13 protein-coding genes are annotated in these 16,628 nt (G+C 65.1%); 10 read left to right on the top strand and 3 right to left on the bottom strand.

Features of this window, described 5'->3' with window-relative positions:
* Positions 1-35: 35 nt before the first annotated feature.
* Complete coding sequence (locus OHA42_RS19525; protein WP_406229324.1) at positions 36-3,512, bottom strand: protein kinase domain-containing protein; 3,477 nt, start codon at positions 3,510-3,512, stop codon at positions 36-38.
* A 274-nt stretch (positions 3,513-3,786) separates the two neighbouring features.
* Between OHA42_RS19525 and OHA42_RS19520 the strand changes: the two genes are divergently transcribed.
* The 3 genes from OHA42_RS19520 to OHA42_RS19510 all read left to right on the top strand — a co-directional run bounded on the left by OHA42_RS19520 (position 3,787) and on the right by OHA42_RS19510 (position 4,796).
* The gene (locus OHA42_RS19520; RefSeq protein WP_406229323.1) at positions 3,787-3,921 is read left to right on the top strand and encodes a hypothetical protein; all 135 of its coding nucleotides are present in this window, start codon (positions 3,787-3,789) and stop codon (positions 3,919-3,921) included.
* 301 nt (positions 3,922-4,222) lie between these two features.
* Positions 4,223-4,510 (top strand): hypothetical protein, encoded by a 288-nt coding sequence (locus tag OHA42_RS19515; RefSeq protein ID WP_406229322.1) that lies wholly within the window; start codon positions 4,223-4,225, stop codon positions 4,508-4,510.
* Between the two features lie 16 nt (positions 4,511-4,526).
* The gene (locus OHA42_RS19510) at positions 4,527-4,796 is read left to right on the top strand and encodes a DUF2277 domain-containing protein (RefSeq protein ID WP_328399491.1); all 270 of its coding nucleotides are present in this window, start codon (positions 4,527-4,529) and stop codon (positions 4,794-4,796) included.
* A 26-nt stretch (positions 4,797-4,822) separates the two neighbouring features.
* On the opposite strand, the gene OHA42_RS19505 is transcribed toward OHA42_RS19510, so the two are convergent.
* Complete coding sequence (locus tag OHA42_RS19505; protein ID WP_406229321.1) at positions 4,823-5,215, bottom strand: RskA family anti-sigma factor; 393 nt, start codon at positions 5,213-5,215, stop codon at positions 4,823-4,825.
* 770 nt (positions 5,216-5,985) lie between these two features.
* Between OHA42_RS19505 and OHA42_RS19500 the strand changes: the two genes are divergently transcribed.
* The 4 genes from OHA42_RS19500 to OHA42_RS19485 all read left to right on the top strand — a co-directional run bounded on the left by OHA42_RS19500 (position 5,986) and on the right by OHA42_RS19485 (position 11,052).
* Entirely contained in the window at positions 5,986-6,807 is an 822-nt protein-coding gene (locus OHA42_RS19500; protein ID WP_406229320.1) for an alpha/beta fold hydrolase, read from the top strand.
* Between the two features lie 80 nt (positions 6,808-6,887).
* Positions 6,888-8,660, top strand: a complete 1,773-nt coding sequence (locus OHA42_RS19495; RefSeq protein ID WP_406229319.1) for a non-ribosomal peptide synthetase — start codon at positions 6,888-6,890, stop codon at positions 8,658-8,660.
* Positions 8,657-9,877 carry a cytochrome P450 gene (locus OHA42_RS19490; RefSeq protein WP_406229318.1) on the top strand — a complete coding sequence of 407 codons (1,221 nt, stop codon included), beginning with the start codon at positions 8,657-8,659 and terminating at the stop codon, positions 9,875-9,877. Before OHA42_RS19495 ends, OHA42_RS19490 begins: the two co-directional genes overlap by 4 nt.
* Before the next feature lie 23 nt (positions 9,878-9,900).
* Complete coding sequence (locus OHA42_RS19485) at positions 9,901-11,052, top strand: aminotransferase class I/II-fold pyridoxal phosphate-dependent enzyme (RefSeq protein ID WP_406229317.1); 1,152 nt, start codon at positions 9,901-9,903, stop codon at positions 11,050-11,052.
* 16 nt (positions 11,053-11,068) lie between these two features.
* Here the strand turns inward: OHA42_RS19485 and OHA42_RS19480 are convergent, their stop codons facing one another.
* Positions 11,069-12,607 (bottom strand): flavin-containing monooxygenase, encoded by a 1,539-nt coding sequence (locus OHA42_RS19480; RefSeq protein WP_406229316.1) that lies wholly within the window; start codon positions 12,605-12,607, stop codon positions 11,069-11,071.
* Between the two features lie 416 nt (positions 12,608-13,023).
* Between OHA42_RS19480 and gndA the strand changes: the two genes are divergently transcribed.
* The 3 genes from gndA to OHA42_RS19465 all read left to right on the top strand — a co-directional run bounded on the left by gndA (position 13,024) and on the right by OHA42_RS19465 (position 16,610).
* Complete coding sequence (gndA, locus tag OHA42_RS19475) at positions 13,024-14,469, top strand: NADP-dependent phosphogluconate dehydrogenase (RefSeq protein ID WP_328399477.1); 1,446 nt, start codon at positions 13,024-13,026, stop codon at positions 14,467-14,469.
* Positions 14,470-14,693: 224 nt separating this feature from the next.
* Complete coding sequence (locus tag OHA42_RS19470) at positions 14,694-16,007, top strand: hypothetical protein (RefSeq protein ID WP_406229315.1); 1,314 nt, start codon at positions 14,694-14,696, stop codon at positions 16,005-16,007.
* 216 nt (positions 16,008-16,223) lie between these two features.
* Positions 16,224-16,610, top strand: coding sequence for a helix-turn-helix domain-containing protein (locus OHA42_RS19465; RefSeq protein ID WP_406229314.1), 387 nt, complete (start codon positions 16,224-16,226; stop codon positions 16,608-16,610).
* The last annotated feature ends 18 nt before the right edge of the window (positions 16,611-16,628 follow it).

The raw sequence follows: 16,628 nt of genomic DNA, 5'->3' as shown, positions 1-16,628 counted from the left end.
CGACCCGACCCGCAATAATCTCGGAAATCGCGGCATCAGATCGTTTGTGCCGCATCGGCATTGACCAACCTGAGCAAGAACGGCTCGGGCACGTCCGGCCAGCCGGGCTGCCAGCGGCCCGCGGTCTGGTCCTCGCGTAGCGCCGCGAGCGTCGACAGCACGTAGGGTCCCCCGTCGAGCAGGTAGCGGACCGAGCCGAGCTCGGCGCATTGGGCGGTGACGGTGGCCAGCAACGCCTTCGCCGCATCGGTCCGGCCGACGGCGGCCAGGCAGGCGACAAGTAATCGGCGTGCCTTCAACAGTTCTCGGGGACGATCGACCGCTTCGAGCCGGTCCACCCATTCCTGCGCCCACGAGCAGGCGAGCTCGGTCCGCTCCGGCGAATCTTCGGTCAGCAGTAGCCGGATCGCGGTGAATTCCTCGTACAGCACGGTGAATTCGTCGATCGGGTCGGTGGGGGTACGACGGTCGGCGTAGTCGACCACCGGCAGCGGACCGGTGTCGGGGTTCGGTGGCAACCCGAGCCGCAACCGTTCGTTCTCGACCTCGGCGCGCAACCGCGGCAACGACATCGACCGTGCGACACGGGCGCCCTCGTTCAACCTGCGGATCGCGGCAGCCCGGTCGCCGAGCAGTGCCTTGATCCGGGCGCCGACCACGTAGCGGGCCAGCTTGAAATCGACGACACCCGCCTCCGGCCCCAACTTGTAGCCTTCATCGAGCAGCCGTTCCGCCTCCACGATCTCGCCGCGCTCGTAGAGCAGCTCGCCCAGCAGCGATCCGGCCAGTCGCGCGCCGTAGGAGTGGTTGCCGCCGGACTGTTTGGCCACCTTCATCGCCCGCCGGAAATACTGTTCCGCATGGGCGATGTCGAGCCGCAGGCTGGCGGCGAGTCCGAGAAAACACAACCCGTTCACAGTGTTGTAGTAGCCCTTGTTCTGCCGCATGTACGGCGCGGACCACTCCTGAATACGCACCGCCTCATCGAAGTCGAAGCGATAGCCTGCCGCGAAGGACGCGACGTTCGCGGCGATGGCCACGACGTACGGTGACATCTCGTCCGCACGGGCCAGGCACGGCCGCAGCATGTCGTCGACTCCGGCCAGCATATCCGCGCGCACCGTCACCACCGCGTGCACAACACCCGCTTCGGCGCGCAGATTCGCGGTCACGGTTTCGTCGAGGCCCGCGCTGTCCAACCTCGACTCCGCAAGCCGCAGTGCCCGTTCCGCGGCTGCGGCGCGGTGCAACAGGATGTTCGCCCATGCCAGATCCAGCTGCAGTCGAGGATGAGTCTCGATGGTTGTCGCGGGTAGTTTGCCGACCAGCCCGATGAGACTGGCGAACTGCCCGTACTCGAGCAGTGACATCCCGTCCGTTTCGACGATCTCCACAGCGCGTAGCTCATCACCGGCCAGCAGCGCGTGGTCGACCGCTTCGCTCACCTGCCGATGCTCGGCGAACCATTGCGACGCCGCGCGGTGCAGCTGCGTGATCCGTTCCGGCCGATCGCGTTCCAGCCGCTGCCTCAGAAAATCCTGGAACAGGTGGTGGTATCGGAACCACTGCCCGCCGTCGAGCCTGCGCAGGAACAGGTCCTGCTGCTCGATCCGCTCGAGCAACGCCTGTCCGTCGGCGACGCCGGTGAGCGCCGCGGCCAGCTCGCCACAGATACGTTCGGTGACCGAGGTCGCCACCATGAAATCGAGCGTCCCCGGTTCGAGGGTGTCCAGGACGTTCTCGGCAAGGAATTCGCTGATGGCATGGTGTCGTCCGGTCAGGTGACCGATCAGTGCGCCGGGATCGTCACTGCCGCGCAATGACAGCGCGGCGAGCTGCAGCGCTGCGACCCAGCCCTCGGTCGATTCGGTGAGGTCCTCGACATCGCCGCGGTCCAACTCGAGCCCACCGAGGTCGACCAGGAAGGCATAAGCCTCCTCGACATCGAAACGCAGGGCCGCGGTGCCTATCTCGACCAGCTCGTCGCGCGCCCGCATCGAGCTCATGGGCAGCCGGGTCTGATTGCGGCTGGTCACCACAGTGCGCAAGGTCGGACTGCAGCTTTCGATCAGAAAGCGCAACGCCCCCGTGGTGGCCGGATCGAGTACCCGGTGCCAGTCATCGATCACGACGGTCAACTGCTCACCGCGCCGGTCGATATCGTTGATCAGCGAGGTCAGCACGTAACGCTCGGCCTCGTCGCCGTGTTCCTCCAGCAGTTCGCCGAGCTCCTGTGCGAGTGCGGGACGCACGGCGCGAATGGCATCGATGATGTGCGACAGGAACCAGACGACATTGTTGTCGTCGTCATCGACAGTCAGCCACGCCACCGCGACCCCATCGGCGGTCAGGTCCTCGCACCATTGCGCCGCGAGTGTGGTCTTGCCGAAACCGGTCGGGCCGTGGATGACCGCCAGCCGACGGCCATGCCCGGCCCGCAGCAGCTCGATCAGTCGCGCCCGCTCGACCAGCGGGCGCGTCGGCACCGGCGGCCGCAATCGCGTCGCGGGGACCGGCGGGGTCTTCCGCGCGGAAGACCTCCCCGAAGTGCGACGCCGACCCGTTCCGGTCGGCGTGGCGGCCTGGCGATGTCCGACCGGTTCGGCGGCGGCCAACGGAATCGGCATCTCGTCGGGTGCAAGCCCGTACCTGGCTTGGATCTCGCGCAGCGTGTCACCGAATTCCGCTGCGGTAGAGGGCCGTTCGCCGATGTCACGGGACATGGCACGTTCGATCGCCCCCGTCACGTCGGCGGGCAGACCCGCATCGCTCAGATCCGGTATCGGCTGCTTGGTGATGCGAAGGAACTGGGCGACCAGCTGTTCGCCGCTGCGCCGCTCGAACACGGCATGACCAGTGCCCGCGCAGAACAGCGTCGAGGCGAGGCTGTAGATATCGGCCGTTGCATCCGGGGTGCGGCCCTGTAGCACCTCCGGTGCGGTGAAGGCGGGCGAACCGGTGACTGTCCCCGCAGTCGTCTCGAAACCGCCGACCAAGCGGGCAATTCCGAAATCGGCGAGCTGCGGCTCGCCGTACTCGTTCAACAGAATGTTCCCGGGTTTGACATCGCGATGCAGCATTCCGCGCCGGTGCGCGGTCTCCAGCGCCCCCGCGATCTTCACCCCGACGTGCAGCACGTCCTGCCAGCCGAGCGGCCCGTGGTCCTGGATTCGGGCATCCAACGAACCGTGCGGGTGATACGGCATCACGATGTAGGGCCGCCCGGCCGCCGTCGACCCCACCTCGAACACGCTCACAATGTTCGGATGGCCCGAAAGTTTGCCCATGGCCAGCTGTTCACGGACAAACCGTTCGAGATTCTCCGAATCCAGCTCGGCGGTGAGCACCTTGATCGCCACCTCCCGATCCAGCCCCGCCTGAAAACAGCGATACACCACGCCGAACCCACCGCGACCGATCTCGACAGCCTCGGTGAACCCGGCGGCATCGAGCTCCGCCGCGAACCCTGAGGTCAGGCCGCGTTGCGTGGAAAGCGGATCGATATGCGCCACGACGACCTCGATACAACTGTCGGTTAGTTACTTCGAGGATATTCCCGCCGCCGCAATTGCGTGACTCGACCGGCCTTCCGACAGCAGCGAACTCGACGTTTGCTGCCGATTTCCAGAACGAGCTCGGCTGATCCGACCAGCAATCTCCGCGCCGACCACTTCGATTACCTCTCACCCGGCCACGTGCTCGAGGTCGTGCCGTGCACGTCAGTCCTTCGAAATGGCCCAGATGAACGCTCGATCCCGACTGGCACCCTTGCCTTGCCTTGCCTCGATGCACTATGCCGGGCGCATCGTCGCGGGCGCGGCCATCGGTTGCGTGATCGGCATCTTCATCGGAATCCGGTTCTTCTCGGTCCGCGCGATCATCGGCCGCACCATCGGCACTGCCCTACGAAATAGCCACTGAGCGAACAGAATTGATGCACGAACCCGACTGGGCGGTCCACGCGGCCGCTCAGCTCGAGTGTGCGATGGCCCCAGTCCTGTCGTCTGGGCACCCCGGCACGATTTTGCTACGGTCACTTCCGTGGATGTCGAACATACGTTCGCCGGGGAATTCGAGTCCCATCTGACTGTCCTGCTCGCCGCAGTGGAGGAATCCCGGCTGATCGACTGGGCCGCGGCCAACGGGATGCGCTACACGCGCATCGAGCCCACCTACACCGGTCGTCACGGCAAGCCGGGAACTGTCACTGGCATGGAAGCTGTTGTGGCTGCACCTCGACGCGACCGATACCGGGCAGGCCGCAGGCAAAGATCTCTACGACGCCGTGCTCCTCGCCGAATCCCCACAGACTGACCTGAAACCCCGACTTCTGCGCAAAGTGCTGGGTACCCACCGCCACGGATTCGGCCCCGATGCGATCCGCCACTGGCAGGTGGACTGGACGGAATTCCGGCGCGGGCACCCGCAAGTCCACGGCGAGATGGACCACTGGCTGGACCGACTGGCCCGCGCCCTGCCGATCCCGCCGACGGGAACCCCTGGGAAGTGAGGGCTAACCTCGAAGCATGTGCCGAAACATCACCGGTCTTCGTGGGCTGGAGCCCGCGGCGACGCCCGAGGAAATACATGCGGCGGCCCTGCAGTACGTCCGCAAGGTCGGCGGCTTGTCCAGCATCTCCGCATCGACCCGCCCTGCGGTCGATGCCGCCGTCGCCGATATAGCAGCGGCCACCACTCGACTGCTCGACCAGCTACCGGACCGCAAGGTTCCGCCTAAAAGCCTGCCGCCATTGCGACGCCCGGAAGTACAGGCCCGGCTGCACGCACACGACTGAACCGCTCTCATTGCGACGGGCTCCCGCTACGCTGCGCGCCGCCAGCGCCGCCCGATGATCACCGCGACACCCACGCCGACGATCAAGCCGCCCACCGCGGCCGACCGCCGCAGTCGCTGCGACCGCCGCCTGCCGAACAACTCGGCCCGGCGCCTCGCGATCTCCGCGGTCTGCTTCGCGACCGCGCGCAATACGCGCACCGCCAGCTCGGGCGGCGGTGTCGACTCGTCCAGAATTGTGATGACGGCAAGCGTCTCGTGGATAGCGCGTACCGAGGTTGCGAACGCCGCTGCCGTCGCCGCGTCGGCGTTCGCAACACGTTGTTCGATATACCGTCGCCCAGGCTCGTCGACCGCATCCAACGCATAGGGATAGGCAAGATCGAGCAGGTCTTCGACAGGCTGCTCGGTATCGGTCATCGGAGCTCACGTCCGGTCAGACAAGTCTGGCCCCGGTTCGGTCCATTGCGAATACGCCACCCGTCATGCTGCGTCGCTGCCTGCATATAAGGGCTTCGGCGCGTCGGCAACGTCGGATGGGTCTACGAACAGCACCGACCAGTCCATGACCGATCAGCCGAGGTCGATGCGCACCATCGGACTGCCGGTGGCCGCGCCGATCCACCTGCCAGGTCCACCGTAAGTGCAGGGTCGACGAGTTCTTGGAGTCACGAACCCGACCTTGTCCCGGCAACCCTGACAGGTGGAGCGTAGATGTTCGAAATCTGCACTAATTGGTGACCTGTCCTACGCACTACGTACGGCAAATATTCAGACCGAACGGTCTCATCCGAGCCCGACGGAAGGTAGCGTCTGCTCCGGATCACAGATTGTGATCTGGAGAGAAGACTGTCATGTTGGAAACCACTGCCCGACCGACACTGCCTTCTTTCCGAGGATTTCGCGGATGCGGCCAAGGCGCGGGAACAGCGGCTGCTGACGATCGAGGAAACCGACCCCATCCTCTTCCGCAAACAGAACGGCGACTACGAGTGCCGTCACTTCGGCTGTGGGAAGGGCTCGAAGCCCCAGGTGGCAAGGGTTTCGGCCTGCATGTCCATAGCTCATCACCCCTCCCATCATTGGGAAGCAACGGCCGCAGAAGCACGGCCACGCTTGCTACTTTCGGCCCGGAAGTCGGGCTCGACGCGGCTCGCCGAGCCCGCGGACCAGGTGGTATTCACAAGCTCATGTCGATAGCAATCGTCAATGGAATCCGATTGAGCCACCACGTGGTCGGCGAGGGGCCATTGGTCCTGCTGATCATGGGAAGCGGCAGTCCCGGTCGAGTGTGGCGGACCTACCAGGTGCCCGCCCTGGTAGCGGCCGGATTCCGGGTGGCGACGGTGGACAATCGAGGGATCGCTCCGTCCGAGGAGGGCGCAGACGGCATCACCCTCGACGATCTGGTGGCCGATTCGGCCGCGTTGATCGAATACTTGGGTGCGCCTGCGCATGTCGTGGGCACCTCACTCGGGGCACTCGTAGCGCAGGACCTGGCGCTCGAACACCCCGAGCTGGTCGATCACGCGGTCATGATGGCGACCGCGGGTCGCCCGCATCCGATGCTGCTCGCACTCAATGCCGGCGAGGCGGCGCTCCACGATCAGGACATTCGATTGCCACCTCAGTACGCTGCGGCGATCAAGGCGACCCTCAATCTGTCACCCCGCACGCTCGAAGATCCCGAGGCAGCCGAGCACTGGCTCGACATGTTCGAATTCTCGGCCTCGGCGACGGCAGCACCCGGGGTGCGTGCGCAACTCGACATCGACTACTCGCGCAATCGACTCCCCGACTACACCCGAATCACCACGCCCAGCTTGATCATCGGCTTCACCGACGATCAACTTGCGCCACCGATGTACTGCCGGGAAGTTGCCGCCGCGATACCCGGCGCCCGTTATGTCGAAATCGATCGATGCGGCCACCTCGGATATCTCGAGCGGCCCGAGGAAGTCAATCGCGTGGTGATCGACTTCCTGTCCAGTCGGGGTAACCAAGATCACTGAGTGTTTGTAAACTCAAAGCTATTCCCATTGTTGGTGGTGCCGTAACGCGTCGGACCGATCGGTCGCTTACAGTCACGACCGTGCAAACACCTGATGAGGTGCCGCTCCAACCACCGAATCGGTCCTGGTTGCAACGGTTAGACGAACAAAATTTCGGTGTCGCGCACGAGGTTGCGCTGATTGGTAGCCAGTTAACGCTGACCTACCAGGATCTGGACCATTGGGTCGGTCGAATCTGCCGGGAATTGACCGAAGCCGGTGTTGCCGAGTCGGATTCGGTCGCCGTGGTGGTGCCACAGCGACGCAATCCCTACACGACCGCGGCAATGTTGGCGATCTGGCGTCTCGGCGCGGTGTATGTACCACTCGCCGCGGATCAACCCCAAGAACGAACGCGATCCATGCTCGCGGTGTGCGCGATTCGATTCGCCCTGCTGGAGCCGGGAAATCCACCGCCGACGCTACCCGAAGAGATTGTCACAGTGACGATCCCGTCGCCCGACACCGTGGATGCCGCCAGGCAGGATCCACCGACCTACCCGGCCATCGACCCCGACGACCTCGCGTACGTCATCTTCACCTCCGGCTCCTCGGGCGCACCGAAGGGCGTAGCAGTGCCGCATCGAGGCATCGCGGCCATGGCGGACGCTACCGCGGCAGCACTCGAACTCCGGCCCGGCGCCCGCATGCTGCAATTCGCCCCGGCTTCCTTCGATGCCTCGATCGCGGAAATCACCTCGACACTGGGCGCGGGAGCGACGGCGGTGTTCGCCGCGCACGATGCGCTGACAGACGGTGTCGGCATCGCCGAAGTCATTGTCGCGCAACGCATCAGCCACGCGATCATGGTGCCTTCCGTGCTCGCGGCGATACCGGAGCACAAGATGCCGCCCGGCTTGCGACTCATCATCGCGGGCGAGGCGGCGAACTCGGCCGTGGTCGAGGAGTGGACCGTCCGGCACCATCTCATCAATTCCTACGGACCCACCGAAACCACCGTGTGTGCCACCATCAGCGATCCGCTGGTCGGTGCGGCACTACCCATCCCGATCGGCCGCGCCATCGAGGGCACCACCTTGCGGATCGTCGGTGACGACGGCACGGACACAGAGCCGGGCGCCGCGGGCGAGCTCTGGATCGGCGGACTCGGAGTCGCACACGGATATCTGGGATTGCCACAGGAGACCGCGGCGGCGTTCATCGACGACCTGGTGACCGGCCGAAGGTTCTATCGGTCGGGCGATCTCGTCCGGCAGCTCCCCGATGGCCAGCTCGAATTCCTCGGGCGCATGGACCGACGCATCAAGTTGCGCGGTCGGCGCATCGAGCCCGGTGAAATCGAAACCATCGCACTGCGGTGCCCCGGTGTTCGCCAAGCGGCCGTGGTGTCGACCGACACGCAGCTGGTCTGCTGCATCGTGGTCGACGATGCGATCGGTGCGAGCGAGGTCAAGGGTTTCCTCACCGAACACCTCCCCGGCTATCTGCTGCCCGATCGCGTCGAGATCCGCACCGAATTGCCGCGCACACCGCACGGAAAGACCGACTACGCCGCTGTGACGGAATCGGTCCGACAGACCGGCTCCCACCGCACCGCGCCGGAGACGATGACACCGGCGGAACGGGTGCTGTGCGAACTGTTCGCGGAAACGTTGAGCCTGCCCGAGTTCCATCCCGCGGACAGCTTCTTCGATCTCGGCGGTGAATCAATGGAAGCCGCCAAACTCACCCGCCGGATCCGGACGGCCCTCGGCGTGCACATGACGATGCGGATGCTGCTCGATGCCCCGTCGCCCGCGCAACTGGCTGCGCTGCTGTCGATTTCGGAATCGGAGTTGGTGATCGGGAGATGACCGGAGCAGTCCGGTCGACGAGCCTGGATGACACGCACGTCTGGGATCTCACCGAACCGACAACACACTTGCACGCCGACATGTCGGAATTCTGGCGCGACCGACGTCGCCGGCAACCGATCTTCTGGCACGAGGGTGCATCCGGCCACCCCGGATTCTGGGTGGTCTGCGGCTACGACCCGGCGGTGACCGTATACCGCGACAGCAAGCGATTCACCTCGCAACGGGGCAACGTCCTGCTCACCCTGCTGGCGGGTCGGGACAACGCGGCGGGCGCCATGCTGGCAGTGACCGACCCACCCCGGCACACCCGCCTGCGTCGGCTGATGACAGCGGCACTGACACGAGATGCGGTGCGCGCGTTGGCACCCCGCATTCAGGTACGCACCAGGCGATTGCTGACCGAATGGTCGGGTTCGGGCGCTTTCGATTTCGCGGAGGAGATCGCCTCTCGGATCCCGATCTGGACCATCTGCGACCTACTCGGCATTCCGGACAGTGATCACGACCTGCTGGTGTCGTTGACCAAGCAGGCCCTGAGCTCCGAAAACGCCGCGCAGTCGGATGTCTCGGCCTTGGCCGCGCGCCAGGAGATACTGCTGTGCCTGCTCGACCATGTGGAGGACCAGCGCCGACACCCGGCCGAAGGCCTGATCACCGCGCTGATCGGCGAGGAATTCGAGGACGCGCCACTGTCGGACGACCAGATCGTCACCAATTGCTACAGCATCATCCTGGGCGGCGACGAGACGAGCCGGTTGACCATGATCAACGCGGTACACGCCTTCGCCGAGGATGCGCGCCTATGGGACCGCTTCCAGGCAGCGAGCGATCTCGGCACGGCGGTCGAAGAGATCATCCGATGCTTCGCTCCCACCATGCATTTCGGACGTGTCGCGAACACCGACGTAGAAATACACGGCACGCACATCACGGCGGGAGAAATCGTCACGATGTGGAATGTCTCCGCGAACCGGGACGAGACCCGATTCTCCGACCCTGATGCGGTGCAGTTCGATCGAAAGCCCAATCCCCATCTGGCATTCGGGTACGGTCCGCACTTCTGCGTCGGTGCGCATCTGGCCCGCTTGGAGCTTGCGATCGTGCTGGACGAGATGCGGCGCACGGCCCGAACCATCATCCCCACCGGCAGACCACGACCGCTGTATTCGAACTTCCTGCACGGGTATGCCACCTTGCCGATCGAGCTCGTATAGCTCTCCCCCATCAGGCGGTACACATGAATCTCTCGAACTCCGACCGGTACCGGATCGGCCACTCCCCTCGACCGGCGCAAGAATCGTGCGCGCCGCTGGACGCCTTCATTGCCGACATGCGGGCCGAAGCGCCTTACATCGTGGGGTTCCCCGCCAATCTCGACTTCGGCTTCAGCAGGTTCGCCGGACTGCTCGACATCTTCGCCACCAATGTCGGCGACCCGGACAGCGAGGACAAAGCACGCGTCGGCGTCAAGGACATGGAGCTGGCCGTCGTCGACTTCGTCGCCCGGCTCGCCAATGGAGATCCGAGCCGGACTTACGGATACGTAACCGGCGGCGGCACCGAGGCCAATCAGTTCGGCCTCGACCGCGGGTGTGATCTGCTACCGCAAGCCAGAATCTATTGCAGTCGGGCAACCCACTATTCGGTCCGCAAGAGCGCCAAACTGATGCGCAAGGAATTGGTCGTCGTCGACTGTGACGAGCAGGGCCGGATCGACATCGACGCGCTGGCCCGCGCGTGCGACGCAGACACCGGCCGTGGCGCCGTCGTCGTCGCGAACATCGGCACCACCATGACGGGCGCGATCGACGACGTGGACGCCATCATCACGGCGGCATCGGCGGCGGGCCGGGTGTATGTGCACCTGGATGCGGCACTGAGCGGACTCATCCTGCCGTTCACCCCGGAGCGGGCGGCGTGGGGTTTCGTGCGCAAGGAAGTCGGCAGCGTCACGGTGTGCATGCACAAGGCGCTCGGCATGCCGATGCCGAGCGCACTCGCGCTGTGCCGGTCCGAACTGGTCAGCTCGGAAGTGGCAGGCGAGTACATCGGCGCGACCGATGCCACCCTTGCCGGATGTCGCAGCGGGCTGGCTGTCGCACTGATCTGGCAGTCATTGGCCGCACAGGGGATGGCGGGGCTGGAGCTGACCGCACAGACCTCCCTCGAGATGGCCGAGCGGGCTGTCGAGAAGCTCGCCGACGCCGGGCTGCGTCCTTCCCGAAATCCCCTGTCGATCATGGTCACTTTCGACCGGCCCGCCGAATGGATCTGTCGGAAATACCATTTGGCCACCGTCGGCGACCGAGCTCGCATCGTCACCGTGTCCCATGTGCGCAAGCAGGTGATCGACGAGCTGTGCCATGACGTCGCGACCGATGGTCGATAGCCACCGACCGTCGTGGTCACGATGCCGTCGGTGTGGCCTCATCGTGGGTCGGGGGGTGCTGGCGGATCGGTAGCGGCGTCACCGTCGCATCGACGTTCGTTGCGACAGCTTCGAATGCCTCCGCGGGGTGGTGGTGCAGCATGCGTGCGAAGGTTCGTGCCGAGGCCGGCCATGGGTTGGTGACGCGCCCGTTCACGTGCTTGTACCAACTCCTGCCGGTCGCGGGCCACACGGTTTTGGCGATGGCCTGTGCCAGCCATTGCCGGTACTGCTGCATCGCGTCACCGCTCACCTCGATCGCCGGGGCGCCGATTGCGTCGCGCCACCGCAGACACGCCATGATGTAGGCGATCTGGTGTTCCTTCATGCTGGGGTTGCTGCCCGCCGGATTGAACGAGTTCGGTCCGGCGATGAGGAATGCGTTGGGGTATCCGGGCACGGCCAACCCCAGAAACGCCTCCGCCCCATCCGACCATTGCTCATGCAGGAGTCGACCGCCCCGTCCGCGGACCGTCATCGGCGTCAGGAACTCCGGCGCCCGAAACCCGGTGGCCCACACGATGACATCCGCGCGCCGATGCGTGCCGTCGCCGGTTTCGATTCCGTTCCGGGTGACGCGCGCGATGGGATCGGTGACCAGCTCGACATTCTCCCGGCCCAGGGTGGAGTAGAACCGACTGTCGAAAACGATGCGCTTGCTGCCGATCGGATAGTCGGGAGTGAGGGCCGCGCGTAGTGCCGGATCACTGACGTGTCGTCGCAGGTGGGTGCGTGCCACCCATTGGGCCGGCCGGGCCGGCCAGCCGCGGTGCATGATCGGGGCCAACGCGATGTCGGCGCCGTAGTACAGGGCCCGCCGGTAGAGCCGGTGAGCGCCCGGCGTCCGCAACACCCAGCGGCTGATCGAGCCGAACTCGGCCGACGGTTTCGGCAACACCCAGTGTGGAGTGCGCTGATACACGGTCACCGTGCGGGCATCGGCTGCGATCTTCGGCAATAGTTGCCCGGCGCTGGATCCGGTGCCGACCACCGCCACATCCTGGCCGTGCAGGTCCTGGCGATGATCCCAGTGCGCCGAGTGGAATGCCGCGCCGGTGAAGTCCGCGCGGCCCGGGATATCGGGGGTATAGCGGCGATGCAACTGGCCTACGGCGAAGACGAGGAGGTCGGCCACGATGCGCTGTCCGGTCCCGGTGGTCAATTCCCACCGAGCAATGTCCTCGTGATAGGACGCTTCGGCGACGGTGGTGTGCAGGCGCAGGTGCGGCAGCAGGTCGTAGTTGTCGGCCACTCCGCGGAGATAAGCCAGGATCTCTTCTTGGCCCGGGTACCGCGTCCTCGCGCTGCGGTACGGCGCGAACGAGAACGAGTACAGGTGCGACGGAATGTCGCACGAGCAGCCGGGGTAGGTGTTCTCCCGCCACACCCCGCCGACATCGCCGCCCTTCTCCAGTATCGCGAAGCTGTCGATTCCCGCCTGCTTCAGCGCGACCCCCATGCCGAGTCCGCCGAACCCACCGCCGACGATGACCACCTTCAGATCCAGATGCTCCATGACGTTCCTCGATTCTACGGCCGCACCGGTGGACATCACTTGCATCAGCAAACTATCCGCTGCAGCGTTGACAATAGGTTACTGGTTATGAAATCGAAAACCAGTAACAGTTCGGCAGTGTGTTGTTTCATAGACGTGAGCGGGCAGTGACCGTGCTGGTACATTGCACGAACTAAGCCTGACAAAAGGTAGCTACAGATCTACTACTCCATCTACGAACGTAGATAATTAGGTACAGCACACATACAGCTACCAGTCAGGAGAATCAGCTCCGGCGCGACCACCTGGAATAAGCCCGACCCATCGACCCGGCGGGTGTGTTCGTCATCGTGGCGACCGAAGGGGTAGAAAGGTCGAGGCCGAACAGCTTCGCCCGGTCACGCACATTGCACCTGTCGAACGAAGAGAGCGGATTCATGGCGACCTCTACAGCGCGCGCACAGATCGGGGTTACCGGCCTGGCAGTCATGGGCAGCAACATCGCCCGAAACTTCGCCAAGCACGGCTATACAGTGGCGCTGCACAACCGCAGCGTGGCCAAGACCGACGCCCTGCTCGAGGCGCACGGCGACGACGGCGACTTCGTGCGCACCGAGACCATCGAGGAATTCGTCGCGGCACTGGAGAAGCCGCGCCGGGTGCTGATCATGGTCAAGGCGGGCGATCCGACGGACGCCGTCATCGAGGAGCTCGCGGCGGCCATGGAGCCGGGCGACATCATCATCGACGGCGGCAATGCGCTCTACACCGACACCATTCGTCGTGAAGCGGCCATGAAGGAACGTGGACTGAACTTCGTCGGCGCGGGCATCTCCGGCGGCGAAGAGGGCGCGCTCAACGGTCCCTCGATCATGCCCGGCGGCCCGAAGGAGTCCTACGACTCGCTCGGCCCGCTGCTGGAATCGATTGCGGCGCAGGTCGACGGCACGCCCTGCTGCACCCACATCGGGCCCGACGGCTCGGGGCACTTCGTCAAGATGGTCCACAACGGCATCGAGTACGCCGACATGCAGCTGATCGGCGAGGCCTACCACCTGTTCCGCGATGCGCTCGGCTTCGGCGCCAAGCAGATCGCCGAGGTGTTCACCCAATGGAACTCCGGCGATCTGGAGAGCTATCTCGTCGAGATCACCGCCGAGGTGCTCGAACAGGTCGACGCGAAGACGGGCAAGCCGCTGGTCGATGTCATCGTCGACGCCGCCGAGCAGAAGGGCACCGGCCGCTGGACGGTGAAGGCTGCGCTCGATCTCGGGATTCCGGTGACCGGTATCGCTGAAGCGGTGTTCGCACGGGCGCTGTCCGGGTCCAGGGCCCAGCGCAAAGCCGCGGTCGGCCTCGCCTCCGGCAAGCTGGCCGATAAGCCGACCGACGTAGCGCAATTCACCGAAGACATCCGGCAGGCGCTCTATGCGTCGAAGGTCGTCGCCTATGCGCAGGGCTTCGATCAGATCGCCGCAGGCAGTGTGGAATACAACTGGGACCTGCACCCCGGCGACCTGGCCACGATCTGGCGTGGCGGATGCATCATCCGGGCCCGCTTCCTGAACCGGATCAAGGAGGCCTACGACGAGAACCCCGCCCTGCCGAGCCTGATCCTCGCTCCGTACTTCCGCGAAGCGATCGAAACGGCCATCGACAGCTGGCGGCGCGTGGTCTCCACCGCAACCCTGCTCGGCATTCCGGTGCCTGCATTCGCCTCGTCGCTGTCGTACTACGACGCCCTGCGGGCCGAGCGTCTCCCGGCCGCACTCACCCAGGGCCAGCGCGACTTCTTCGGTGCACACACCTACGAGCGCATCGACGCCGAAGGCAAGTTCCACACCCTCTGGAGCGGTGACCGCAGCGAAGTCTCGGCCGACTGACACCAAAACCGACAGCCACGACCGGCGTGCAGTAGCCGCCCACGCCGGTCGTGCTGCGGCGCAAGACTTCAGCCGAGAGCGTCGGCGGCTGCCTCGCGTCGAACCACCCGGCTGCTGCGGATCCCAGCCTTGGCAAGCCCGACGGTTGCTCACCTCGCGCCGAGGCTGTAGAAAACGGTGCGGCGCGCGGGATCTCGTGTTGCCTTGCCTAGCGGAGTGGTGATGTGAGCTTCTGGATCGACGTACCTGCCGAGACCGATGAAGAGCGAGTGGCGGCCTGGCAGAGGCAGCTCGCGCCGTTGGTGGCGGATGTGTTCGCCACCTATTCGGCTGGGTTCTTCGCCGACTACTCGCCGGAGTCGTTGGCCGAATTGGAACAGTTCGTCGTTGCGGCACTGCCGGATCCGGCCGTCATGAAGGAACCCCCTGCCCTACCCGTCGTCAAGGCCGCCGTCGGGTACCTCGGCGAGACGCTGTTGCGAGCAGGTGGCGGCGAGTGGCTCTGGGGGCAGGGGAAATACGCGGGCATGCCGTGTGTCGCACTCGAAGCGGACAGTGCGCAACTGGCTCCCATGGAATACATCACCGAAGCCGTCCGCGTCCGCGACGGCAACCAGTTCACCCGGCTGTGGTCGCGAATCGAGGCCGGGCATGGCGCCGACTCCGCAGATCTGCTGCTCACGTTGGTCGAGACGATCGTGGAGAACCACGGCTATTCCTGCACAATCGAATCCGACGAAGTGCTGTTGTCCGGAAACGGGGCGTCCGACTGGGTGCTGCCCCTGGACAATCTGCGCCGCAGAGTTGCCGCACAGCCGCAGGACCAGTGGCCCGCCTTGGTGGCGGATCATCTGAGCACGATGTTCGCCGAGCTGGACGTCTCGGCGACGGACCCGCTCGACCTGGACAACTTCGAACGGATACGGCCACTACTGCGGGCACGGATGTACCCGGAGGATATGGCGGACGTCGGTATCCCGGTCGTGGCACGAACCCTTGCTCCCGGACTCGCGCAGCGGGTGGTGATCGATCAGGTCAATACGATCGTCGCGGTCACCTATGACCGCCTGTCCCACTGGCAGATTCAGGAACAGGACCTGTTCGAGCTCGCGGAGGACAATACCCACGACGACGGACTTCTCACAGTCGAAGATCTCGAAGACGAAGACGGCGAGCGGATCTTCGGCCTCTATGGCTCTGCCGACTATGCCAGCGCACATGTGCGCTGGCTCGGCGCGTATCCAGTGGTCGGACACTGGGGTGCGGCATTCGTGGTCCCGTGCGAGGGCACGGTCTTTATTCACCCGCTCAATGGCACGGACGCCTATGTCACCGTGGGCACGCTGGCGAAAATGGCGATGGTGACGCACGCCGAGCGGCCTTCCCCCGTGAGCCCGTCGGTCTATTGGTGGCACGACGGCATCATCGAACTCGCTGCCGAGGTTCGCGAGTCCGGTGACGAGCTCGAACTGCACGTCTCGGCGGAATTTCAGGAAGTGATGGAGCAGATCGCCGAATATGCCGACGGCCCGGGCTGATACGTAGCCGAACGATGTCATCGCCCCAGCCTGCTCATTCCCGGCCGAGGTGGATCAGCCGAGCTGGATGGATCGGCGGGGCCTCGGCACCATTGCCGACCGATTGACCTGACCCGACAGCGGTCGTGGCAGTGGGCCGAACATCGTCGACAGAGTTCGTACGCCCAGAGCGTAATGACTAGGCACACTGCGCCGAGGTGGCCTTACGCTCTGACTATGACCGAGCATCCGAGACTGCACTCGATCCCCGGTGGACGCGACGAGCAGCGTCGACAACCGGAGCAGCAGTCCGAACGGGAGCCGCTGTGGCGTGAAGTGCTCGGACAACAGTTACGGACGCTTCGACAGGACCAGCGCGACACCATCGCCGAAACGGCAGGACGTGCCGGCGTCTCACCGCAATACCTGTCGGAGGTGGAGCGTGGTCGCAAGGAACCCTCGAGCGAGATGATCGCCGCGCTGGCCGGGGCTCTCGGCACCACTCTCGGGGGACTGACCGAGCAGGTGGCCGACGAACTGCGCGCTCATCGCCGGCTCACCCTTCTCCCCCGGTCTACACCGCGGTCGGGCACCGCGCCGACAATGCTGGCGCTCGCGGCCTAGTCACTCCTGACATCTGGT

The sequence above is a fragment of the Nocardia sp. NBC_01009 genome, assembly GCF_045208035.1.
Classification (GTDB): Bacteria; Actinomycetota; Actinomycetes; order Mycobacteriales; family Mycobacteriaceae; genus Nocardia.
Note: the sequence above shows the minus strand (reverse complement) of the source record. Positions and strands in the feature narration are given on the sequence as shown.